This is a genomic window from Stutzerimonas nitrititolerans (assembly GCF_003696285.1).
GTDB lineage: Bacteria > Pseudomonadota > Gammaproteobacteria > Pseudomonadales > Pseudomonadaceae > Stutzerimonas > Stutzerimonas nitrititolerans.
On sequence record NZ_RFFL01000004.1, the window covers coordinates 175,385 to 198,165 of the forward strand.

Annotated in this window: 17 protein-coding genes; 10 read left to right on the plus strand and 7 right to left on the minus strand. The window is 65.2% G+C overall.

Features of this window, described 5'->3' with window-relative positions; all coding sequences use genetic code 11:
• Window positions 1-43: 43 nt before the first annotated feature.
• Window positions 44-1,414, minus strand: coding sequence for a sensor histidine kinase (locus EA795_RS06480; RefSeq protein WP_122076237.1), 1,371 nt, complete (start codon window positions 1,412-1,414; stop codon window positions 44-46).
• Window positions 1,415-1,478: 64 nt separating this feature from the next.
• Between EA795_RS06480 and EA795_RS06485 the strand changes: the two genes are divergently transcribed.
• Window positions 1,479-3,470: a TonB-dependent receptor domain-containing protein gene (locus tag EA795_RS06485; protein WP_014854078.1), complete on the plus strand. Its 1,992-nt coding sequence runs from the start codon at window positions 1,479-1,481 to the stop codon at window positions 3,468-3,470.
• 194 nt (window positions 3,471-3,664) lie between these two features.
• On the opposite strand, the gene EA795_RS06490 is transcribed toward EA795_RS06485, so the two are convergent.
• Window positions 3,665-4,345, minus strand: coding sequence for a response regulator transcription factor (locus EA795_RS06490; protein ID WP_065983677.1), 681 nt, complete (start codon window positions 4,343-4,345; stop codon window positions 3,665-3,667).
• A 152-nt stretch (window positions 4,346-4,497) separates the two neighbouring features.
• On the opposite strand from EA795_RS06490, the gene EA795_RS06495 reads away from it, so the two are divergent.
• Genes EA795_RS06495 through EA795_RS06505 form a run of 3 tightly spaced genes read left to right on the plus strand, consistent with a single transcriptional unit; the run spans window position 4,498 to window position 6,745 of the window.
• Complete coding sequence (locus EA795_RS06495; RefSeq protein ID WP_014854080.1) at window positions 4,498-4,818, plus strand: hypothetical protein; 321 nt, start codon at window positions 4,498-4,500, stop codon at window positions 4,816-4,818.
• Complete coding sequence (locus EA795_RS06500) at window positions 4,815-6,425, plus strand: PepSY-associated TM helix domain-containing protein (protein ID WP_014854081.1); 1,611 nt, start codon at window positions 4,815-4,817, stop codon at window positions 6,423-6,425. The genes EA795_RS06495 and EA795_RS06500 overlap by 4 nt, the downstream gene beginning before the upstream one ends.
• Complete coding sequence (locus tag EA795_RS06505) at window positions 6,422-6,745, plus strand: DUF3325 domain-containing protein (RefSeq protein WP_014854082.1); 324 nt, start codon at window positions 6,422-6,424, stop codon at window positions 6,743-6,745. Before EA795_RS06500 ends, EA795_RS06505 begins: the two co-directional genes overlap by 4 nt.
• A gap of 26 nt (window positions 6,746-6,771) precedes the next feature.
• Here EA795_RS06505 and EA795_RS06510 read toward each other — a convergent pair whose 3' ends face one another.
• The 3 genes from EA795_RS06510 to EA795_RS06520 all read right to left on the minus strand — a co-directional run bounded on the left by EA795_RS06510 (window position 6,772) and on the right by EA795_RS06520 (window position 8,319).
• Window positions 6,772-7,383 carry a pseudouridine synthase gene (locus EA795_RS06510; protein ID WP_043942665.1) on the minus strand — a complete coding sequence of 204 codons (612 nt, stop codon included), beginning with the start codon at window positions 7,381-7,383 and terminating at the stop codon, window positions 6,772-6,774.
• A gap of 71 nt (window positions 7,384-7,454) precedes the next feature.
• Complete coding sequence (locus EA795_RS06515) at window positions 7,455-7,898, minus strand: CopD family copper resistance protein (RefSeq protein WP_014854084.1); 444 nt, start codon at window positions 7,896-7,898, stop codon at window positions 7,455-7,457.
• A gap of 73 nt (window positions 7,899-7,971) precedes the next feature.
• Window positions 7,972-8,319, minus strand: coding sequence for a hypothetical protein (locus tag EA795_RS06520; protein WP_014854085.1), 348 nt, complete (start codon window positions 8,317-8,319; stop codon window positions 7,972-7,974).
• Between the two features lie 196 nt (window positions 8,320-8,515).
• Between EA795_RS06520 and EA795_RS06525 the strand changes: the two genes are divergently transcribed.
• Window positions 8,516-8,917, plus strand: coding sequence for a DUF488 domain-containing protein (locus EA795_RS06525; protein WP_014854086.1), 402 nt, complete (start codon window positions 8,516-8,518; stop codon window positions 8,915-8,917).
• Between the two features lie 6 nt (window positions 8,918-8,923).
• Here the strand turns inward: EA795_RS06525 and EA795_RS06530 are convergent, their stop codons facing one another.
• Window positions 8,924-9,922, minus strand: a complete 999-nt coding sequence (locus EA795_RS06530) for a TRAP transporter substrate-binding protein (RefSeq protein WP_058076101.1) — start codon at window positions 9,920-9,922, stop codon at window positions 8,924-8,926.
• A 351-nt stretch (window positions 9,923-10,273) separates the two neighbouring features.
• On the opposite strand from EA795_RS06530, the gene EA795_RS06535 reads away from it, so the two are divergent.
• The 5 genes from EA795_RS06535 (at window position 10,274) to EA795_RS06555 (ending at window position 20,626) form a co-directional block, all read left to right on the plus strand.
• A complete protein-coding gene (locus EA795_RS06535; RefSeq protein ID WP_122076239.1) occupies window positions 10,274-11,212 on the plus strand; it encodes an NAD(P)/FAD-dependent oxidoreductase in 939 nt (312 codons plus the stop codon).
• Between the two features lie 67 nt (window positions 11,213-11,279).
• A complete protein-coding gene (gene gcsR / locus EA795_RS06540; RefSeq protein WP_122076241.1) occupies window positions 11,280-12,815 on the plus strand; it encodes a transcriptional regulator GcsR in 1,536 nt (511 codons plus the stop codon).
• Window positions 12,816-13,236: 421 nt separating this feature from the next.
• Window positions 13,237-14,613, plus strand: a complete 1,377-nt coding sequence (locus tag EA795_RS06545) for an alanine/glycine:cation symporter family protein (protein WP_014854090.1) — start codon at window positions 13,237-13,239, stop codon at window positions 14,611-14,613.
• Between the two features lie 76 nt (window positions 14,614-14,689).
• Window positions 14,690-16,066, plus strand: a complete 1,377-nt coding sequence (locus tag EA795_RS06550; RefSeq protein ID WP_122076243.1) for an L-serine ammonia-lyase — start codon at window positions 14,690-14,692, stop codon at window positions 16,064-16,066.
• Window positions 16,067-16,453: 387 nt separating this feature from the next.
• A complete protein-coding gene (locus EA795_RS06555) occupies window positions 16,454-20,626 on the plus strand; it encodes a CheR family methyltransferase (protein WP_122076245.1) in 4,173 nt (1,390 codons plus the stop codon).
• A 357-nt stretch (window positions 20,627-20,983) separates the two neighbouring features.
• Here EA795_RS06555 and EA795_RS06560 read toward each other — a convergent pair whose 3' ends face one another.
• On the minus strand, window positions 20,984-22,540 hold the full coding sequence (locus tag EA795_RS06560) for a sigma-54-dependent transcriptional regulator (RefSeq protein WP_122076247.1): 1,557 nt from the start codon (window positions 22,538-22,540) through the stop codon (window positions 20,984-20,986).
• Window positions 22,541-22,781: the final 241 nt, after the last annotated feature.

The window sequence follows — 22,781 nt, forward strand, 5'->3', positions numbered from 1 at the left end:
GGTCTGTTGCCATTTCGTCCGCGACCGAGCCGGAGCCTGACGGTCAGGTACAGGTCGAACGCGCCGCGCCTTCGCGGGCCAATACGATACGCAACACGTTCGCTCGCCCGCTGACGAACCCCACCCGCCCGCCGGCGTTCTCGACGATCCGCCGGACGATGGCCAGGCCCAGGCCGGTGCCCTCGCTGCCCTGGCGGCCCTTGCGGAAGCGCTGGAACATCGCCTCCTGCAGCTCTGATGGCACGCCGTCACCCTGATCGGCGATGTCCAGAATCACCTCGTCGCCCTGCGCGCGAAGCGTCAGCCGCACTTCGCCAGCGCCGTGCACCAGGGCGTTTTCCAGCAGGTTGACCAGCGCCTCGCGCAACTGGTCGGGGTTGCCGCGGCATTCCAGGCCTTCGGCGATATCCACTTCAATACTGCGCCCCTGGGCCTCGAACAGCGGTAGCAGCGCCGCCGTGGCCTCGCGGGCCACGCGCGAGACGTTCGCCCGCTGGAGCGGCCCGTCGCGGCGCTCCACGGCGGCGCCATCCTGACGCGCCAGTTCCAGCAGTTGCCCCACCAGCCGGCGCATCTGGCGCATTTCCATGTTCAGCGCCGGCCAGTCGGGCTGCCCTGTCTGGCGGGCATCCTGCAGACGCAGATCCAGCACCGTCAGCGGTGTACGCAGCTCATGGGCGGCATCGGCGACGAAGCGCCGCTCGGCGGCATAGGCCGCGGCGAGCCGGTCGAGTGCGCTGTTCGCCGCTTCGGCCAGCGGATGAACTTCCCGCGGCAGATCGTCGAGCGGAATGCGCCGTTGCGGCTCGTCCGGGCCAATTCCCCGCGCCAGCAAGGCGGCGCGGCGCACCGGGCGCAATGTCCAGTCGAGCAATAGCAGGATCAGCACGACCGAGATCAGCCCCAGCGGCAGCATGATCACCAGGCTCTGGCGCAGGCGGTCCTGCAGCAGGTCGTCGAGCAGCTCGCGCTCGGCGGCATCGTTGCGCGAGACCATCAGGATGGCGCCGTCTTCCAGGCGCACCGGCACATTGACCACCCGCCCGCCGTAGGGGCTCCAGCGCCACCAGCCCGGCTCGCGCTCCAGCAGCTCGGTGCGCAGCCGCCGTGGGCGCTTCAGATTCTCGGAAAACCACAGCAGCTGCCCATCGGCCGAATACAGGGTGTAGCCCAGCTCGGCACCGGCGTAGTCGCGCGGCAACGTGCTCAGGTCGCTGTCGCTGCGCAACCCCTCGCTGACCGCCCGCGCCTGGAGCGACAGCACCACGCGCCGCAATTCGTCCCGGGTGCCGTACAGGTGCACGGCGATGTTGCCGAACCCCAGCATGAACACCACCAGCAGTGCGACCAGGATGCGTCGATACAGGCTGCGCCGCTTCGGTGCCGTCAGGTTCACGTCAGACAGGGATGACATAGTTGCGACCCTTAATAATGAGATTCATTACCATTCTTACTTGAAACACCGGGGAGTTCGCTTCATGTCTGCGCTGCACATACGTCACCGTCTTTTCCTTCGCTCCACGCTTGCCATCGCCATCACCGTCTGTGCAGCTCCGCACGCTGCGGCAGCCGACGCCAAGGCCGTCAATCTCGACGACATCGTCGTTACCGCGGCGGGCTACGAACAGCAACTGATCGACGCGCCGGCTTCGATCACGGTCATCCGCAAGGAGCAGCTGGAAGGCAAATACTACCGTGACGTGACCGATGCGCTGCAGGACATTCCCGGCGTGTCCATCGAGGGCGGTGCCGGCGGCAAGCTGGAGTCGACCTCGATCAACATCCGCGGCCTGGGCGAGGAGTACACCCTGTTCCTGGTCAACGGCAAACCGCTGGGCTCTTCTGGCGAGGCCTATTACAACGGTTTCGGCAGCGCCACCCAGTTCGGCTGGCTGCCGCCGATGTCGGCCATCGAGCGTATCGAGGTGATCCGCGGGCCCATGTCCTCGCTGTACGGCTCCAGCGCGCTGGCGGGGGTGATCAATATCATCACCAAGAAGGCCACCGCCCGCGAATGGTCCGGCAGCATCAGCTACGACCGGCTGCTGCACGAGGATAGCGACGCCGGCCCCGCCAACCAGGCGCGCTACTACCTGAGCGGCCCGCTGCTGCAGGACCACCTGGCCCTGAGCCTGTATGGCTCGCGCAACCATCGCGACGAGGACGAGATCACAGGCGGCTATGCGCAGAAGACCAGCATCGACAACACCGCGCTGCTCGACATCGTGCTCAACGAGATGCACAGCTTCCAGCTGGAAGCCGGCCGTGGCGAAAGCGACAACGAGCGCACCGAGAAGAGTGGCGCCGCCGGCGAGATGGACAACGTCCGCACCCATTATGGCGTCAGCCATGCGTTGAACTGGGGCAACGATTTCCATACCGACACCTTCTTCATCAGCGAAGAGGTGGAGATCGAGAACGGCGCGGCCTACTCCGAATATTCCAGCACCCTGCTCAACAGCAAGACAGTGCTGCCGTTCGAACGCCACACCATGACCCTGGGCGGCGAGTACAAGTGGGAAACCACCGACCACGACACCGGCCGCTTCTACGGCAGCGACATGGAGCTGGAGCGCTGGCAACGCGCGCTGTTCGTCGAGGACGAATACTACCTGACCGACGCGTTTTCGCTGACCGCCGGCCTGCGCTATGACGAGAACGAGCACTACGGCGAGGAGTTCACCCCGCGCCTGTACGGCGTCTATCGCTTCAGCGACGAATGGGTGCTCAAGGGCGGTGTCAGCGGCGGCTACAAGACGCCGACCCTGAAGCAGGCCGACAGCAGCATCGTCGAGAACGCCGGCCGCGGCCGCTCCTACGACATGGGCAACACCGCGCTCAAGCCGGAGAACAGCGTCAACTACGAGATGGGCCTGATGTGGGATGCAACCAACGGCATCCGCTCGGGCGTCACCGTGTTCTACACCGAGTTCGAGGACAAGATCGGCAAGCGCCTGTACTGTACCAGCCCCGCCAGCGCGCCGGCCTGTACCGTCAACGGCATCGCACCGCGCCAGACCATCAACCAGTACATCAACCAAGACGCCGCCGAGCTGCGTGGCGTTGAAGCCTTCTTCAACACGCCGCTGGGCGAGACGCTGGACCTGAGGGTCAACTACACCTTCTCCGACAGCGAGATCACCGAGTCCGAGGCCTCTCCGGACGATATCGGCAAGCCGTTCAACAACCTGCCCAAGCACATGTTCAACGTCGGCCTGGACTGGCGCACCAGCGACGCCCTGAGTTTCTGGACGAAGGCGCGCTACAAGAGCAAGACGGTTTCCGACGAGGATCTGCAACAGCGTCCGGCCTACACCCTGGTCGACCTGGGCGGCCTGTACCGGATGAGCGAGAACATGGACGTCTACGCCGGCCTCTACAACGTCTTCGACAAGGAGGTCTCCAGCACCGACTACGGCAAGACCCTGGATGGCCGCCGGCTCAACGTCGGGGTGGCGCTGAGCTTCTGAGAGCCTTTACACGATCTTGCGAGCTAGAGCCATGCAAGGCAAAAACAGGTGAGGAAGCGGAGTTTACGGATGTAAATGAGCATGACTCACTTCGTTCGCCCTTCGGGCCGCGCTCAAGCGCGTTAGCCGCAAGCGGCTTGCCGAACCTGTTTTTAACGCAGCAGGGCCGACGCGCAGCAGATCCGAGGCCTCGCTCAGGAAGCGTTCGCCACCAGCCGATAACCCAGCCCGCGCAGGGTCTCGATGCTGCTGTCGGCGCCGGCCGCCAGCAGCTTGCGCCGCAGCCGCGAGACCAGCGCCTCGATGGCATTCGGCGTGACGGCGGCGTCCAGCGAATACAGGCGTTCTTCCAGATGATCCTTGATCACCACCCGTGGCGCGCTGCGCAGCAGCTCGCCGAGCAGTGCCACCTCCCGCTTCGACAGAAGCAGCGGGCGCTGCGCGACCTGCACGTCACGGGTGTCCGGGCAGAGGCTGAGGTTGCCCAGGCGCAGACGTCGTTCGCTGCGCATGCCGGGGCGGCGCAGCACCGCACGCAGGCGCGCCTCCAGTTCGGGCATCTCGAACGGCTTGAGCAGGTAATCGTCGGCACCGGCATCGAGGCCCGCGACGCGGCTTTCCAGCGCGTCGCAGGCGGTGAGGATGATACAGGGCAGGTCGTTGTTGCGCGTCGCACTGCGCGCCGCAAGCAGCGACAGACCGTGCATGTCGGGCAGACCGAGGTCGAGGATCATCGCGTCGTAGCGGCTGAGGCCCAGCATCGCCTGGGCCTGGCGACCGTGTTCGGCCGTATCGACGACGAAACCGGCACGTTGCAGATGTTTGTGCAGCAGCCCGCGCAGCGCCGGATGGTCTTCAACGACAAGCAATTTCATGAGCGTTACCGGGGCCCGGACCGGTGTCAGGCTCCGGTCAGCCAGTGCTGGGATAGTGAATGCCAATCGGATTGATTGAAACATATTATGATTATTATTCTTATTTCCACAAAAATTCCAGCTACTTCCGCGACAGACAGGCAGGGCACGACATGCTCTCGCTGACCCGCATCGCCTCCGCCTGGACGGATGCTCCGCGGCTACGCCAGCGCCTCGCCATCGCCTCGCGGACGATTCTCGCCATTTTCGGCGGCTACGCATTCGCTGCGCTGGCCACCGCGAGCCTGGCCCTGGCATTGCCACTGACGCGACCGCAGGCGGTGCTCGCCGCCACCCTGTCGTCGTTCGCCCTGTATTGCGCCCTGGTGATCTGGGCCTTCGCCGCCGCCAGCGCGACACGCGCCTGGTTGGTGGCCGGCGCGCTCTGCTGCCTGCCGGCGGCCCACCTGCTGCTGACCGGAGCCCGGCCATGAAGCCCCTGGGTTTTCGCCAGGCCAACGCCTGGCTGCATACCTGGACCGGCCTGCTGCTCGGCTGGCTGCTGTATGCGGTGTTCCTCACCGGCACCCTGAGCTTCTTCCAGGAAGAAATCAGCTACTGGATGAAGCCCGAGCTGCATGTCTCGGTAGCGGATAACGGCAGCGCCCTGCGCGCCGTCCACAAGATGCAGGAGCTGGCCCCGACCGCCGCGCTGTGGAACATCAGCCTGCCCAGTGAGCGCAACGCCGCGCTGCAGGTGCAGTGGTTCGACCGGGGCGAACGCATCGGCAAGGGCGGCGGTCAGCGGCGGGTGCTGGATGCCGTGAGCGCGGAGCCGCTCCAGATACGCGAAACACGCGGCGGCGGTTTCCTCTACCGTTTCCATTTCGAGCTGTACGGCCTGCCGCGCGTGGCGGCGCGCTGGATCGTCGGCATCGCCACGATGGTCATGCTGGTGGCCATCGTCAGCGGGGTGATCACCCACAAGAAAATCTTCAAGGACTTCTTCACCTTCCGCCCAAGGAAAGGCCAGCGCTCCTGGCTTGATGCGCACAACGCCACGGCGGTGCTGGCCCTGCCCTTCCACCTGATGATCACCTACAGTGGCCTGCTCCTGCTGATGTTCATGCTGATGCCCTGGGGCGTGGAAAGCGCCTACCAGGGCGACACCCAGCGCTTCTTTGCCGAGAGTGGCGGACGCGGCGGGCGCGGCGCGCCAGTTGGCGAGGAACGGCAGGCGACACCGCTCGTACCGGCGCCACTGACCGATGTCGCGCCCTTGCTGGAACAGGCCGAGCGACGCTGGCCGCGCGGAGTGGCGAGCATCTCGGTGAGCGACCCGGGCACTTCGCGGGCAGTGATCGAACTGCGCGAGCGTGGCGGCGACAGCCTGATCGACCGTGGCGCCAACGAACGGCAGCGCTTCGACGGCGTCACCGGCGAGCCGCTGGCAAGCCCACCACCACCTGAGATAAGCGGCATCAGCGCCACCTACAACGTGTTCAGCAGCCTGCACCTGTTGCGTTTCGCCGGCGCCCCGCTGCGCTGGTTCGCCTTCCTCAGCGGCCTGCTGGGTACCGCGATGATCGCAACCGGCCTGGTGCTGTGGGTGGTCAAGCGCCTGCCGGAACGCCAGAAGCTGGGCCGCACGCCGCTCGGCCAGCGTCTGGTGGAAGCGCTGAACGTCGGCACCATCGCCGGCCTGCCGCTGGCCATCGCGATCTATTTCTGGGCCAACCGCCTGTTGCCCTCGACGCTGGCGCAGCGTGCCGACTGGGAAATCCGCAGCTTCTTCATCGCCTGGGCGCTGTGCCTGATCCATCCACTGCTGCGCCCTCACAAACGCGCCTGGATCGAACAGTTGCAGCTGGCCGCCGTACTGTTCGCCGCATTGCCGGTGTTCGGCCTGGGCCTGCCGCACAGCCACCTGCCAGCGGCACTGTTGCGCGGCGACTGGTTGCTGGCCGGCATGGACCTGACACTGCTGGCCAGCGCCGCGCTATTGGGCTACGCCGCCTGGAAGCTCGCCCGGCACCAACCCGCCCAGCGCCCGCAACGCCAACCGCGCCCCGCGCGCACCACGGAGGCGAGCACGACATGATCGGTCTGAGTCTGGTGTTGTGTTTCAGCGGCTTCAGCGCCCTGTGCCTGGGCCTTGCCCGTCATCACGAACAGGTCTTCGGCCGCAAGCCTGCACAGCGCACGGCATGGGCGCTGCGCCTGCTGGGCTGGCTGCTGCTGGCCTGCGCCATCGTCCCCGCCGTGATGGCGCTGGGCATGTCGGTGGGCCTGGCGTGCTGGGCCGCCCTCCTCAGCCTCGCGGCGGCCCTGCTGGTGTTGCTGCTGACGTACCGGCCTCGGCTGATCGTGCCCCTGGCGCTGGGCGCACCGCCGCTGGTGCTTCCCTTCCTGCTGTTCTGACGAACGTACGGCCCGCCTGTCGCCGTTCAGCGCAGGCGTGCCGGCACTTCCTTCCACTCCCCCGGCTGCAGGCCATCCAGCGTCCAGGGGCCGATACGCACCCGCACCAGCCGCAGCGTCGGCAGCCCGACCGCGGCGGTCATGCGCCTGACCTGGCGATTGCGTCCCTCGCGAATCACCAGCTCCAGCCAGCTGGTGGGCACGCTCTTGCGAAAACGCACCGGCGGATTGCGCGGCCACAGCTCGGGCTCGGCCAGCAGCCTGGCTTCGGCCGGCAGCGTCATGCCGTCGTTGAGTTCGACGCCGTCGCGCAGGCGCTGCAGCTGCTCTTCGCTCGCCTCGCCTTCCACCTGCACCCAGTAGGTCTTGGCCAGCTTGTGCTTCGGATCGGCGATGCGTGCCTGCAGCTGGCCGTCATTGGTCAGCAGCAACAGCCCCTCGCTGTCCCGGTCCAGGCGCCCCGCCGGATAGACGCCCGGCACCGGCACGAAGTCCTTCAACGTGGCACGGCCCTCGGCATCGTTGAACTGGGTCAGCACGTCGAACGGCTTGTTCAGCAGCAGCAGACGCGGCTCGGCGGGACGCGCCTTCGCCACGCGGCGAGGCGTCCCGGATGCGGGACGATGTTTAGGGGACATAAGCGATGTCGGCAAGGAACAGGGCCGGCGATGCTAGGGCCTGTTCCCGTTTCGGCGCAAGCCGGGCCGGCTCACCAGCGCAGGTAGAACATCGCCTTGGCCAGCACCACGATGCCGATCATCTGGGCAAAGATCGCCCAGTGGATCAGGCGGTAGCGCGCCGGCGTCATCCGTCCGCTGCGCAGCAGCATGGCCACGGCGCCAAAGCTGAAGAAGACGCCGATGGCGAGCAGGATCTTCAGCGACAACAAGGTGCCGAAGCTGCTGGCGAACGGATCGGCCAGCGCCTGGCGGTAGTGCCAGGCCAGGCCGATCCCCGCGCCGTAGACGAACAGCACCACCCAGTGCAGCACCATACGCAGACGTGCCCCCACCGCCTTGTCGACACTCTGCATCGCCTCGGGGTCGACCTGCTGGCGCACACGGGCCAGCACGGCCACTTCGACAAACAACGTGCCGATGAAGAAGATCGCGCCCAGCAAATGAACGACGTGCAACAGGGAATAACCGCTCATCTTCACCCCTTGGTTTGTTCAGGTTGCCAGCCTAGCCCCACCACCGAATGGATGCCACCGACCGCCCCGCGCCTCAGGGACGCACCGCAGCCAGGCGGGAGCCGTCACGCTCGACCTGCTGACCCGGCACGAAGCCCTCGGCGGAAGTGCGCAGCCTGGAGGTATTACCCTCGGCATCCTCGAGTACATAGAGGTTATGCTCAAGCCCTGCCGCCTTCTGCACGCCCTGCCCGGTGAAATAGCCCACGCCGCCGCCCACCAGCGCGCCTATCGGGCCGCCGACGGCTGCGCCCAGCATGAACCCGCTGAGACCACCGAAGCCACCGCCCACCGCGCGGTCCTTCTGCACGGAAACCACTTCATCGGCATGCACGGCGGTATTCGCCAGCAGCATTACACTGAACAGAATCGACTTTTTCATACGGAACGCTCCTTGGGATTTTTTCGAGTTGCGCTCATCCTTTATCACGAAGCGTGCCGTATTTTTATCATCTGATATCAATAAGTTACCGACGCAAAGGTTCTATGAACCACAAGCAATGCGGTATTTATGACAATCAGATAAGTAATTAATACCCTTCGGGTTGTTTCTACACTGGCGAGTTCTGGAGAACCACATGATCCAATGCAAACGCGCCTACGAAAGCCCCGCGCCCGACGATGGTCAGCGGGTTCTGGTCGATCGCCTCTGGCCGCGCAACTGCCGCAAGGAAGCGCTGAAACTGGATCAATGGCACAAGGAACTGGCGCCCTCTACCGAGTTGCGGCGGACATTCAAGAGCGGCGAACTGACCTTCGAGGTCTTTCGCGAGCGTTATCGTCAGGAGCTTGCGGCGCACCCGGAATACTGGTGGCCACTGCTGGGGATCGCCGAGCACGAACGCGTCACGCTCATCTATGCCGCGCACGACGAGCGGCAGAACAATGCCCAGGTGCTGGCCGAATGGCTGGAAGAACAGCTCGACCGCCAGGGCCGGCAGAGCTCACCGACGTGCTACGCCGGCGAGCGCTTGTCGTGAAGCGGCTCAGCGCCGGCGATTGACCGTCAGCGCCGCGCGAATCACGTCGGCACCGATTTCCTCTTCGTAGGCCTTCCACACCGGAACCATCTGATCGCGCCACTTCTGGCGCTGCTCCGGCGTCAGCGTGACCAGCTGGCTGCTGCCGCTGGCGAGGATGCGTTCGCGGTCGCGTCGATTGAGCGCGGCCGCTTCCCGGTTCACCATCTGCGTGACTTCCAGGAGGATGCCTTCCAGCTCGGAACGTATCGCGAACGGAATGCTCGTCCAGAACGACGAACTGGTCACCACCATGTAGTTGAGCACCCCGTGATTGCTCTCGGTGATGTACGGCTGAAACTTGTGCATCTGCTGGCTGGCGATGTTCGACCAGGGGTTCTCGGCGCCCTGCACGACGCCGCTCTGCAGCGACTTGGTCACTTCGGAAAAAGGCAGGCGCACCGGCTTGGCGGCCACGGCGGAGAACTGCGATTCCAGCACGGCCGAGTTCTGAATCCGGAAGGCCAGCCCGGCGGCGTCCTTGGGCTCGACCAGCGCACGGGTCGCGGAAAGCTGCTTGAGACCGTTGTTCCAGTAGGCCAGGCCATAAATGCCGGAATCGGCCATCGAGCGAAGCAGCTCGCGGCTCATCTCGCGTTTCTGGAAGCGATCGACGGCCGCCTCGTCGTCGAACAGGAACGGCAGGTCGAACACCTGCAGTTTCTTGGTGTACTTGTCGAATTTGGAAAGCGAAGGCGCGAGCAACTGCACACGACCATCGAGCAGGGCCTGCATCTCGTCGGCGTCGCCGACCAGCGTAGAGTTCGGATAGACCTCGACCTTCACCTTGCCGGCCAGGCGTTCGTGCGTCAGCTTCTGGAACAACAGCGCACCCTTGCCCTTGGGCGTGTCGTCAGCGACCACGTGGGCGAACTTGATGACGATCGCATCGCCCTCGGCCGCCATGAGCGGCGTACTCGCCAGACAAAGACCTGCGACCAGCGCAGCAACACAAGACTTGAACATCTGCCCCCCAACGGGAAAAGCTCGACCCAGCGCCTCGGCAGCACCGTTCGAGTGGTTATCGGATTGCGAAGCGACCGTTTCACACTGCCGTGAACGGGTCGGATTCGAATGGAACGGCCTGATCTGCAACCCCGGGGGCGGCGTCTGGCCTTATTGGAATGCGGTTCGTGAACTGCAGACGCCACTGGCGTCGTCCCGAGCCAAGACGAGAAGTCTTGGGCATCGAGCTCTGCCGCACAAGCGCAGGAAGTCCAACCAGCTCTCAAAAACGGCATGTCGCGCTTATCCGGGCGCACGAACTTTATCGGCGAGGGGCGCTTCTACTGTCGACACCCTGCCCGACCCACCCGCATGAACGAAACCCATACTTCGAGTCCAGACGAAATCGACTGCCTGATCGTCGGCGGCGGCCCGGGCGGGCTGACGGCGGCGCTTTACCTCGCCCGCTTTCATCGCGACTGCCGGGTGGTGGACGCCGGCGCCAGCCGCGCCTCGCTGATTCCTCGCACGCGCAACTACCCCGGCTTCCCGCCCGGCATATCCGGCGAGGCGCTGCTGGCCAGATTGCGCGAGCAGGCAACCGGCTACGGCGCGCAGGTCGAACAAGGCTGCGTGGAGCGGATCGAACCCCATACCGAGGGCTTCACCGCGCATTACGCAGGTAAAAGCTGCATCACCCGCCGCATCATCCTCGCGACCGGCATCGAGGACACCCTGCCGGCAATGCCCGACGCCCGCACCGCCATCGCAGCGGGCAACCTGCGCCTGTGCGCCATCTGCGACGGCTACGAGGTCGACGGCGACAACGTCGCGGTATACGGCGAGGCCGAAGACACCATCCGCCACGCCGTCTTCCTGCGGACCTTCACCGACCGGGTGACCGTCGTGGTTCACGGCGAACGATCGGCCTGCGACGCCGCCATGGAGCTGGCCAGCCACTATGGCATCCGGCTGATCGGCGACGAGGTCGAGGCCCTGCACTGCTGCCCTCAGGGCATCGAGCTGGTCACACGCAATCAGGGCACCCATCACTTCGACATCATCTACCCCAACCTGGGCGCACGCTTTCGCTCCAGGCTGGCGATGGACCTGGGTGCGGCCTGCGACGACAAGGGCGCGCTGATCGTCGACGCCCACCAGGAGACTTCGGTGCCCGGGCTCTATGCCCTGGGCGATGTCGTTTCCGGCAGCCTCAAACAGATGAGCGTCGCCATCGGGCACGCCGCACAGGCTGCCACCGCCGTGCACAACAGCCTGGAAAGCAATCCCTGGGGCGGACCGAACCGATAACGGCGCCACGCGATGCCTTCGACTCGACGAGCAGGCATACTGCCGCTCTCGACCAGGGCCGGAACACATGCGCATCCACGTAACCTTCATCGACCGTATCGGCATCACCCAGGAAGTACTCGCCCTGCTGGTGGCGCGCAACCTGAACCTCGATGCCGTGGAGATGGTGCCGCCCAACGTCTATATCGACGCGCCCGCGATCGACGCGGACGTGCTCGACGAGCTGCGCCAGGCACTGCGCGGCGTGCGTGGCGTGCAGGACATCCAGGTGGTCGACATGCTGCCCGGCCAGCAGCGGCGCCTGCAGCTCGATGCGCTGCTGCAGGCCATGCCGGACCCGCTGATGGCGGTCGACGGCGCAGGCAAGATCCTGATGGCCAACGCCGCGCTGATCGGCCTGGTGGGGCGCGACCCGGAGGGCCAGCTCGTCGGCGAGCTGTTCGATGCGCCCGAACTGCAGGCCGCGATGCTCGAACAGGGCTTTCGCCTGCCCATGCGCGAGATCATCTTCAACGGCCAATCGCTGCTGATCGACGTGATGCCGCTCGCCGAAACGCTTGCCGTCGACGGTGCCCAGCCGGCCGCCGGCGCCCTGCTCACCCTCTATGCGCCCAGTCGCCTCGGCGAGCGCCTGGCTGCGCTGCATCCACACCATGCGGAAAGTTTCGAGGCACTGCTCGGCGACTCGCCGGCCATCCGCACGCTCAAGGCGCGCGGCAAGCGCGTGGCGGCGCTCGATGCGCCCCTGCTGATCCAGGGTGAAACCGGCACCGGCAAGGAACTGGTCGCCCGCGCCTGCCACGCCGCCAGCCCACGCAGCAATGCGCCCTTCCTGACGCTCAGTTGCGCCGCCGTGGCGGAAAACCAGGCCGATGGCGAACTGTTCGGCTACGCGCCGGGCGTTGCCAGCGGCACCCAGCGCGGCGGCAAGCCCGGCCTGCTGGAACTGGCCAACGGCGGCACGGTGTTTCTCGACGAGATCGCCGAGATGTCGCCTTACCTGCAGGCCAAGCTGATGCACTTTCTCAGCGAGGGCAGCTTCCGCCGCATCGGCGGCGAACGCGAGATTCGCGTCGACGTGCGCATCCTCAGCGCCACCCACCGCGAGCTGGAGCAACTGGTCGGTGAAGGCAGCTTCCGTGAGGATCTGTTCTACCGGCTCAACGTGCTCAACCTGAGCGCCCCGCCGCTGCGCGAGCGCGGCGAGGACATCCTGCTGCTGGCCCGGCACTTCCTGCTGCAGGCCTGCACGCAGATCCAGCGCCCACCGTGCCGGCTCGCCCCCTCGACCTACCCGGTGCTGCTCGGCAACCCCTGGCCCGGTAACGTGCGGCAATTGCAGAACATCATCTTCCGCGCCGCAGCGATGTCCGACAGCAGCATGATCGGCCTCGACGACCTGGATATCGCCCGCACCCGATTGGCCCGCGAGGAGGATGAAATCTCCAGCCTGAGCGAGGCCATGGACGCCTTCGAGCGCTCGATCCTGGAAAAGCTCTATGCGAGCTACCCCTCCACCCGGCTGCTGGCGGCCCGGCTGAAAAGCTCGCACAGCGCCATCGCCATGCGCCTGCGCAAGTACGGTATCGGCGGACACGGCTGAGGGCTGAAAGACCAGACCTCCGGCTTCCGTAAACGTCACCGTCGGAAACAGTCGCCCCAGCGCACCTGTCCGCGATCGACCCACCACTGCGCCAATCTGTCGCAGCGATGTATCGATTCAGATACGGCGTATCGAAATGAATACGAACGCTCCACGGCAGCAAACCGAGACTACCGAAAGCATCTGTATCGAATTCAATACAGCGTAATCGAACAACAGGTTGCTGAAAATTCTTAACCAATTGATAAAAAAAGATTTTCTGCAAAGCTGGCATTCCTGTTGCGTTGCTATTCCCAACGGGTTCGGATGGTGACCGTGCCGCCCAGTGGTAACAAGGGCGCACGCCAGCCGGAACCTCGGATGGGTGCCTTGTCTTTCGCACACCGACATGCCGTAAACCAAAACAACAAACGGAGTCGACATGCAATTTCTGAATAATCTGGTCAATGAAATAAACGCGCTGGTATGGGGCCCACCGATCCTGGTGCTGATCCTCGGCACCGGGCTGTTCCTGATGATCAGCCTCAAGTTCATGCCCTGGCGGACCATCCCCCGTGGTTTCCGCCTGATGTGGCAGGGGCGCAGGAACGAGCCCGGCGCCGATGGCGAGATCAGCCCCTTCCAGGCGCTGATGACCTGCCTGGCGGCCACTGTCGGTACCGGCAACATCGCCGGCGTTGCCACCGCCATCTTCCTCGGCGGGCCGGGTGCGCTGTTCTGGATGTGGTGCACCGCCCTGGTGGGCATGGCCACCAAGTACTGCGAAGTGGTGCTGGCCGTGCACTACCGCGAGAAGGACGACCGCGGCGAGCATGTCGGCGGGCCGATGTACGCCATCAAGAACGGCCTGGGCAAGAAGTGGCTCTGGCTGGGCGGCGCCTTCGCCATCTTCGGCGGGCTGGCCGGTTTCGGTATCGGCAACATGGTGCAGGTCAATAGCATGGCGCAGGCCATGGAAACCACTTTCGGCGTGCCGATGTGGATCACCGGCGTGGTCTCGATGGCGATTGTCGGCCTGGTGATCCTCGGCGGCATCAAGCGCATCGGCAAGGTCGCTGCGTCGCTGGTGCCCTTCATGTGCGTGGCCTACATCATCGCCGCCCTGGTGGTGTTGGTGGTCAACTTCGAGGCCATTCCCGGCGCGTTCGCGCTGATCTTCCAGTCCGCCTTCAACCCGGTGGCGGCCACCGGCGGCTTTGCCGGCGCGGCGGTGATCGCGGCGATCCGTTTCGGTGTGGCGCGCGGCATCTTCTCCAACGAGGCGGGCCTCGGCACCGCCGGTATCGCTCAGGCGGCCGGCACCAGCAAATGCCCGGTGCGCTCCGGCCTGATCGGCATGCTGGGTACCTTCATCGACACCATCATCATCTGCTCGATGACCGGCCTGGCGATCATCTGCTCGGGCGTCTGGACCAGCGGCGAAAGCGGTGCGGCGTTGTCGGCGGCGGCCTTCGAGTCGGCGATGCCGGGCTTCGGCGGCGCCATTCTGACCATTGCGCTGGTGGTCTTCGCCTTCACCACCATCCTCGGCTGGAGCTACTTCGGCGAGAAATGCTGGGAATTCATGGTCGGCACCAAGGCAATCTGGCCGTTCCGGGTGGTCTGGGTGCTGGCCGTGCCCTTCGGCGCGATCGCTCAGCTCGACTTCGCCTGGCTGGTGGCCGATACGCTCAATGGCCTGATGGCGATTCCCAACCTGATCTCGCTGCTGATGCTCAGCCCCGTGGTGGTCAAGCTGACCAACGCCTACTTCGCCGAACGCAAGACGCAGGAAGCGCTCGCCAGCGTTCCCCAGTGAATCAGCGTCTAAGCTGATAACAGCCCCAGGCACCTGCGGTCCCTGGGGCTGTCGTTCTTATCGTCGAGCATCCCTCATGTCCCTGAGCACCTTTGATCTGTTCAAGATCGGCATCGGCCCCTCCAGCTCACACACTGTCGGCCCCATGTGCGCAGCCGCGCGGTTCGCCGCGGGTCTGAAGCGGGACGGCCTGCTGGATGCGACCGAGCGCGTGCGCGTCGAGCTGTACGGCTCGCTCGGCGCCACCGGCAAGGGCCATGGCAGCGACAAGGCGGTGATCCTCGGCCTCGAAGGCGAACAGCCGGAACAGGTCGATACCACCCGCATCCCGGAACGGCTGGCGGCGATCCGCGACAACGGCAGCTTGCGTCTGCTAGGAGAAAAGCCGATCCGTTTCGTCGAGAAGGAAGACCTGGCGATGATCCGCAAACCGTTGGACTTCCATCCCAACGGCATGGTCTTCCGCGCCTTCGACGCCGCCGGGCTGCAACTGCGCAGCCGCGAGTATTACTCGGTGGGCGGCGGCTTCGTCGTCGACGAGCAGGCGGCCGGCAGCAACCGCATTGTCGAGGACCAGACACCACTGCCCTACCCCTTCCACAGCGCCCGCGAGCTGCTGGCGCTGTGCGATGCCCATGGCCTGTCGATCAGCCAGTTGATGCTGGCCAACGAAGCGGCCTGGCGCCCGGAGGCGCAGACCCGCGCGCGGCTGCTGCAGATCTGGCAGGTCATGCAGGACTGCGTGAGCGCCGGCTGCCGCACCGAAGGCAGGCTGCCCGGCGGGCTCAAGGTGGAGCGCCGCGCCGCCCGGCTCTATCGCCAGCTCAGCGCGAGCCCCGAGGCCAACCTGCGCGACAACCTCAACGTGCTCGACTGGGTCAACCTCTATGCCCTGGCCGTCAACGAGGAAAACGCCGCCGGCGGTCGGGTGGTGACCGCTCCGACCAATGGCGCTGCCGGCATCATCCCGGCGCTGCTGCATTACTACGCACGCTTCGTACCCGGCGCCAACGACGACGGCGTGGTGCGCTTCCTGCTCACCGCCGCCGCCATCGGCATGCTCTACAAGGAAAACGCCTCGATTTCCGGCGCCGAGGTCGGCTGCCAGGGCGAAGTAGGCGTCGCCTGTTCCATGGCCGCCGGCGCGCTGTGCGAGGTGCTCGGCGGCACACCGCAGCAGGTGGAGAACGCCGCCGAGATCGGCATGGAGCACAACCTCGGGCTCACCTGCGATCCGGTCGGCGGCCTGGTGCAGGTGCCCTGCATCGAACGCAACGCCATGGGCTCGGTGAAGGCCATCAACGCTGCGCGCATGGCCCTGCGCGGCGACGGCAGCCATTTCATCTCGCTGGACAAGGTCATCCGCACCATGCGCCAGACCGGCGCCGACATGAAAAGCAAGTACAAGGAAACCGCCCGCGGCGGGCTAGCTGTCAACATCATCGAATGCTAGGGTCTGTTGACGTTTCGTCGCGAGCCACGTTGCTGCGCCAAATATCGCCAGGCAAGGCGCGGGACGCAGGCAATGGCATTCCCTTGCCAAGTCCCGCAACGCCGCATGGCGATATTTGCCGCGCAACCTAGGCGGCCCCACCCGAAGGGCCGGGACTGTTTTTGCGCGGCGCGGCGTTATTCGTCGTTCATTTGGAATGACCAAACTTCTCTCCTCATGCCTTGCTCCGCGCAAAAACAGGCTCCGGCGTGTCCGCGAGCGAAACGTCAACAGACCCTAGGCCCCTGTTGCCACGGGGCGGCATGTGGCGGCGCGAGATAAAGGCTCGCCACCGGGCCGCTGTTTTACCTATGCTGTCGAACCTGCATGCCAACATAACAATACCGAATGCCGACGAATAACGGCCCAGAGCCCTCCAGCCCGAAGAACACCCACCTGGCCCGAAGCACGCTGGACTATCCCGTGGTGGGCATCGGCGCCTCGGCGGGCGGCCTGAAGGCGCTGATGACCTTCTTCGAGCACATGCCCAGCGACTGCGGCATGGCGTTCGTGATCATCCTGCACCTGTCGCCCCGGCACGAGAGCAGCGCCGACAAGATCCTCCAGAACGTCACGCGGATGCCCGTGCGGCAGGTCACCGGGCCGGTGCCCATCGAGCGCAATCATGTCTACGTGATTCCGCCGGCGATGGTCCTGTCGATGAACGACGGTTACCTGCGCCTGCAGAAACCCACCCGCGCACGCGGACCGCAGGTGGCAATCGACCTGTTCTTCCGCGCCCTGGCCGACGTGCACCACACCCATGCCATCGGCATCGTGCTGTCCGGCAGTGGGGCGGATGGTTCGGTCGGCCTGTCGCGTATCAAGGAACAGGGCGGCGTGACCCTGGCGCAGAGCCCGGAGGATGCCGAGCACGACTCGATGCCCCTGCACGCCATCGAAACCGGCATGGTCGACATCGTGCTGCCGGCGGCGGAAATGCCCCAGCGCCTGATGGAACTCGGCGGTAACCTTGAATCACTCATCGCCCGCAGCCACCCGATGCCGCAGCCTGGCGAAACCGAGCAGGCCGGCACGGACCAGGGCCGGATCGAAAACGAGCATGCGCGCAGCCAGTCCCGCCCCAACGAACTGGCGTTACGCGAGATTCTCGAACTGCTGCGCAATCGGACCGGTCATGATTTCCAACATTACAAGCAAGCCACGGTGTTGCGGCGCATCGAACGCCGCCTGCAGGTCAACGCGCTGCACGACATGCCCGCCTATGCCAGGTTCCTGCACGCTCGACCCGAAGAAACCGCCGCGCTGCTGGCGGACATGCTGATCGGCGTGACCAACTTCTTCCGCGACCGGGAAGCCTTCGAAGCGCTGGAGCGCGACGTCATCCCGGTGCTGTTCGAGCAGAAGGCCGAGGACAAGTCCCTGCGGATCTGGGCCGTCGCCTGTTCGAGCGGTGAGGAAGCCTACTCGCTGGGCATGCTCTTCGCCGACCAGACGCAGCTGAGCGAGCCCAACAGCGAAGTCCAGCTGCAGCTGTTCGCCACCGACATCGACGATCGCGCCCTGGAAACCGCGCGCACCGGCATCTACCCCGAAGCCATCGTGACCGATGTGCCGCCCAGCCGCCTGCGCCAGCATTTCATCAAGGAGCCGGGGCACTACCGCATGCGCAAGGAGCTGCGCGAGCGCATCCTCTTCGCCCGCCACGACATCCTTCGAGACCCGCCCTTCTCCCGGCTCGACCTGGTCTCCTGCCGCAACCTGATGATCTACCTGGACCGGAACATCCAGGTCGAAGTGCTGCGCATGTTCCACTTCGCGCTCAACCCCGGCGGCTACCTGTTCCTCGGCAGCTCGGAGACCGCCGACGCCTGCAGCCAGCTGTTCGAGCCGGTGGACAAGAAGAACCGCATCTACCGCGCCAGGAACCTGGGCTCGGGGGTTCGCAACAGATCCGCCTACCCTTTCCAGGCACTGGTCAACACCCCTTCTCCCAAGGCGCCACTCAGACAGCAGCCTAACGGCGACCGCAAGCGCTCGTTCGCCGAGATGCACCAGCGCGCCCTCGAACAGTACGCCCCGCCCAGCGTGATCATCGATCGCAAGTCGGAAATCGTGCACATGTCCGACCGCGCCGGGAATTTCCTGCGCTACGTCGGCGGCGAGCCCTCGCTGAACCTGATCACCCTGGTCCATCCGCAGCTGCGCTCGGATTTGCGCACCGCACTATGCCAGGCCAGCCACACCGGCAAGAGCGTCGAGGCGCGGCGGGTGAAGCTGGAACGCGACGACCGGCACTGCTACGTGAACATGGTGGTGCGGCCCTTCCAGGACAACGAAGCCGGCGACGAGTACATGCTGGTGATCTTCGATGAAGTCGAAGATTGCATGGACGGCAGCACGCTGGAAAATACCGACCTCAAGGACAGCGTGCTGCTCCAGCTGGAAGCCGAACTGCAGCGGACCAAGGAACAGCTGCAGGTGACCATGGAGCACTCGGAAACCGCCAGCGACGAACTGCGCGCCTCGAACGAGGAACTGCAGGCGATCAACGAAGAGTTGCGTTCGGCCACCGAGGAACAGGAAACCAGCAAGGAAGAGCTGCAATCGATCAACGAAGAGCTCACCACGGTCAACTTCGAACTCAAGACCAAGGTTGACGAAACCAGCAAGATCAACGACGACCTGCAGAACCTGATCTCCTCGACGGACATCGCCACCCTGTTCGTCGACCGCGAGATGCGTATCAAATGGTTCACGCCCCGAGCGCGGGACATCTTCAACGTGATCGGCGCCGACGCCGGTCGCTCCCTGCTGGACATCACCCACCGCCTCGATTATCCGCAGCTCTACCAGGACGCTACGCAAGCCTTCGAAGCGCTGCATCTGGTCGAGCGCGAAATCTGCAATCGCGACGGCGACCACTGGTACCTGGCGCGCTTCCTGCCCTACCGCACGCTGGATGACCGCATCCAGGGCGCCGTGCTGACCTTCATCGACATCACCGACCGCCGCCTGGCCGAAGAACAGCTGCGCGCCGGCGAGGACCACCTGCGGCTGCTGGCACAGAGCACCAAGGGCTATGCGCTGATCACCATGGATTGCGACGGGCTCATCACCAGTTGGAATCGCGGCGCCGCCTATATCTTCGGCTATCGCGAAGAAGAGGTGATTGGCCGCAACATCAGTATCATCTACACCGAAGAGGACCGCCTGGCCGGCATACCGGAAGCCGAGCGCAAACGCGCCCTGGAACAGGGCCAGGCCACCGACGAGCGCTGGCACATGCGCCGGGACGGAACGCGGTGCTTCTTCAGTGGCCTGGTCAATCCGCTGGTGAACAACGACGGCGAAATCACCGGCTTCGCCAAGATCGCCCGCGACGTCACCGAAGATCGACAGCGCAGCAACAGCCAGCAGAATGAGCTGGAAATCATCCAGGCGGCCAACCAGCAGAAGGACGAGTTCTTCGCCGTGCTCTCCCACGAGCTCAAGCACCCGCTCAACCTCATCCAGCTCAACACCGACCTGATCGCGCGCTCCCAGGCCGCCAAGAACACGCCGAACCTGCTCAAGGCCACGCAGGCGATCCAGAGCGCGGTGCGCAGCCAGTCACGGATCATCGACGACCTGATGGACGTCTCGCGCATCCGCACCGGCAAGCTGAAGCTCAACTTCACCACGCTGCAATATCAGGATGTGCTCGGCAGCATCGAGGCGGTGTTCAGCCCGCTGGCCCAGGCCGAGGGCGTCACCTTCGAAAGCTTCAGGCCGGAGCAACCGGTCTTCGTTCGCGCCGACCTGACGCGGCTGGAGCAGATCATCTGGAACCTGCTGAACAATGCCTGGAAATTCACCAAGGCCGGCGATCGCATCTGCATGGAACTCGAGCGCGACGGCGACCAGGCGCGACTGAACGTGATCGACACCGGCGAAGGCATAGCCGCCGACTTCCTGCCCAAGGTATTCGACATGTTCGGCCAGGCCGAGATGCAGCACGCCCAGCGCTCCAAGCACGGCCTGGGCATCGGCCTGGCGCTGGTCAAGCAACTGGTCGAGGCCCACGGCGGCCGTATCGAGGCCTTCTCCGAAGGGCTCGGCCGCGGCGCGCGGTTCAGCGTCTGGCTGCCGATACACCTGCAGACCGAGCTGGCGCTCAACGACCAGGGCAACGCCACCGAACTGGGTGCGTTGGTCGGCATCGACATCCTGCTGGTGGACGACTCGGCGGAAATCCTCGCCACCCTCTGCGAGCTGCTGGAAAGCGAAGGCGCGAACGTGACCACCGCCGACGGAGGCGCCCGAGGCATCGAACTGGCCGAGCAGTCGCGCTTCGACGTGATCCTCTCCGACATCGGCATGCCGGACGTCGACGGCCACAGGATGATGAGCGAGATACGCCGCGGCACCACCAACGCCGATACCCCCAGCATCGCCCTGACCGGCTACGGCACCCTGCGCGACGTGGAAAAGGCCAGGGCGGCAGGCTTCAACCTGCACCTGCGCAAGCCGATCGACCTGCAGGCACTGATCGACGCCGTGACCCAGGCCGTGCATTGAGCTGACCGCAGCCTCCGGGAGGGCCGCGCTCGACGCTAAGCCTTCAGGCCTTGCAACCCGATGGTTCCCGCGCTCCCGCGTGGGAACCCAGCCGGGGCGCTCTGCGCCCAGCGACGCAAAGCATCGCAAGGTGCGCTCCCACGCGGAGCATGGGAGCGATCGAATTGAGCTGACCGCAGCCTGCAGAAGGGTCTCCTCTCGGCGCTAAGCTTTCAGGTCTTGCAACCCGACCCACCGATGGTTCCCGCGCTCCCGCGTGGGAACCCAGCCGGGGCGCTCCGCGCCCAGCGACGCAAAGCATCGCAAGGTGCGCTCCCACGCGGAGCATGGGAGCGATCGAAATCTCCCAAGAGGGCCTCAGGCTTCCTTGCCAATGCCGTACTCACGCAACTTGTTGGCGATGGTGGTGTGTGACACGCCGAGGCGCTTGCCCAGCAGGCGGCTGCTGGGGTGTTCGGCGTAGAGGCTTTCCAGTACGGCTTTCTCGAAGCGGCCGACGATGGCGTCCAGGTTGCCGTCCATGGAGAACTCGCCCAGCGGCTGCGCGGCGCCGTAATCCGGCAGGCGGATGTGCGCCGGTTCGATCACCCCGCCTTCGCACAGCGATACCGCCTGGAACAACGTGTTCTCCAGTTGCCGCACGTTACCCGGCCAGTGGTAGCCGGCCAGCCGTTCCAGCGCCGCAGGAGACAGGCTCGGCAAGGCACAACCGATCTGCCGGCTGGCCTGGTCGAGGAAGTGCAGTGCCAGCGGTTCCAGGCCATCCAGGCATTCGCGCAGCGGCGGGATATGCAGCGACAGCACGTTCAACCGATGATACAAATCACCGCGAAAGCGCCCCTGGCCGCAGAGTTCGGACAGGTCGACCTGGGTCGCGCAGATCACCCGCACATCCAGATAGACCTCCTCGTCGCTGCCCACCCGGCGGAAGCCGCCATCCTGCAGAAAGCGCACCAGCTTGGCCTGCAGCCGTGGGCTCATTTCACCGACGCTGTCGAGGAACAGCGTGCCGCCGGCGGTCAGTTCCAGCAGGCCGAGCTTGCCCTCCGGCCGCGCGCCCTCGAAGGCACCGGGGCCATAGCCGAACAGCTCGGTCTCGGCCATGGATTCGGGCAAACCGGCGCAGTTGAGCGCCATGAACGGCGACTGCCCGCGCGGGCTGGACAGATGGCAGGCGCGGGCCAGCAGTTCCTTGCCGGTGCCGGTCTCGCCCTCGATCAGCAACGGCGCATCCAACGGCGCCATGCGTCGCGCCTCGCGGACCACCGCCATCATCACCTTGGAGCTCTGGAAGATCCGGTCGAAGCCGCGCAGCTCCTGCTTGCGCACCTGGTAGATGCGCTCACCGACACGGTCGGCGCGATGCAGCGTCAGCACGGCGCCGGCCAGCGCCTCGCTGTCGTCGTTGTCCGCTTGCAGCGGAGCGATGTCGGCGAGGAAGACATCGCCCTTGATGGTCACCCGCAGGCCGTTGATGCGCGCCCGGTTCGCCCGTACCAGCTCCGGCAGGTCGAAATCCTCGGCGTAGCGCGACAGGCTCATGCCCGGCACCTCGTCGACCCGCACGCCCAGCAGCTGCGCCGCCGCCCGGTTCGCCGCCACGATGGCGCCGTTCATGTCGATGGACAGTACCGGGAACTCCAAGGCGCCGAGCAGCGCATTGAGCTCCAGCGAATGCCGCTCGCTGGGCATCAGCCCAACCTTGCGCACCTCGAAGACGCCCTGCAGCGCCTCCATCTTCGGCCGCAGCGCCTGCAGTTGCAGGTTCATCAGGTTGGGGCAATGCAGGTAGACGGCATTGCCATGCTCGCCCCCTACCTCGCCGCGGGCGACGTTGATGCCGTAGTCCACCAGCAACTCGAGCATGTCGCGCAGGATGCCGACACGGTTCTGGCAAAGAATCTTGATTCGCATGCAAGGCACCTGATTGTTGTTATGGGCGCGACTATCTGCCGCACACACTTGATTTACGTCAAGATTATTTGACAGTCAATCCGCCGAAGCATGTGATCAACCCAAGGCAGCAGAAGGTCGTAATCATTTCTTTACAAGACCACCTTGTGATCGCGCCTTTCGAGCGCCTGCAAGCGCTACCCAAGGCGCTCACCGGGGTATCAGATGGAGGCATAACAAGATTCAGTCGGCCATCGCGCTC

Coding starts and splice junctions, on each gene's coding strand:
- EA795_RS06535 (WP_122076239.1), top strand. CDS start 10,274: ATGAACGAAACCCATACTTCGAGTCCAGACGAAATCGACTGCCTGATC.
- EA795_RS06525 (WP_014854086.1), top strand. CDS start 8,516: ATGATCCAATGCAAACGCGCCTACGAAAGCCCCGCGCCCGACGATGGT.
- EA795_RS06515 (WP_014854084.1), bottom strand. CDS start 7,898: ATGAGCGGTTATTCCCTGTTGCACGTCGTTCATTTGCTGGGCGCGATC.
- EA795_RS06510 (WP_043942665.1), bottom strand. CDS start 7,383: ATGTCCCCTAAACATCGTCCCGCATCCGGGACGCCTCGCCGCGTGGCG.
- EA795_RS06495 (WP_014854080.1), top strand. CDS start 4,498: ATGCTCTCGCTGACCCGCATCGCCTCCGCCTGGACGGATGCTCCGCGG.
- EA795_RS06500 (WP_014854081.1), top strand. CDS start 4,815: ATGAAGCCCCTGGGTTTTCGCCAGGCCAACGCCTGGCTGCATACCTGG.
- EA795_RS06485 (WP_014854078.1), top strand. CDS start 1,479: ATGTCTGCGCTGCACATACGTCACCGTCTTTTCCTTCGCTCCACGCTT.
- EA795_RS06550 (WP_122076243.1), top strand. CDS start 14,690: ATGTCCCTGAGCACCTTTGATCTGTTCAAGATCGGCATCGGCCCCTCC.
- EA795_RS06555 (WP_122076245.1), top strand. CDS start 16,454: ATGCCGACGAATAACGGCCCAGAGCCCTCCAGCCCGAAGAACACCCAC.
- EA795_RS06520 (WP_014854085.1), bottom strand. CDS start 8,319: ATGAAAAAGTCGATTCTGTTCAGTGTAATGCTGCTGGCGAATACCGCC.
- EA795_RS06480 (WP_122076237.1), bottom strand. CDS start 1,414: ATGTCATCCCTGTCTGACGTGAACCTGACGGCACCGAAGCGGCGCAGC.
- EA795_RS06560 (WP_122076247.1), bottom strand. CDS start 22,540: ATGCGAATCAAGATTCTTTGCCAGAACCGTGTCGGCATCCTGCGCGAC.
- EA795_RS06490 (WP_065983677.1), bottom strand. CDS start 4,345: ATGAAATTGCTTGTCGTTGAAGACCATCCGGCGCTGCGCGGGCTGCTG.
- EA795_RS06505 (WP_014854082.1), top strand. CDS start 6,422: ATGATCGGTCTGAGTCTGGTGTTGTGTTTCAGCGGCTTCAGCGCCCTG.
- EA795_RS06545 (WP_014854090.1), top strand. CDS start 13,237: ATGCAATTTCTGAATAATCTGGTCAATGAAATAAACGCGCTGGTATGG.
- gcsR (WP_122076241.1), top strand. CDS start 11,280: ATGCGCATCCACGTAACCTTCATCGACCGTATCGGCATCACCCAGGAA.
- EA795_RS06530 (WP_058076101.1), bottom strand. CDS start 9,922: ATGTTCAAGTCTTGTGTTGCTGCGCTGGTCGCAGGTCTTTGTCTGGCG.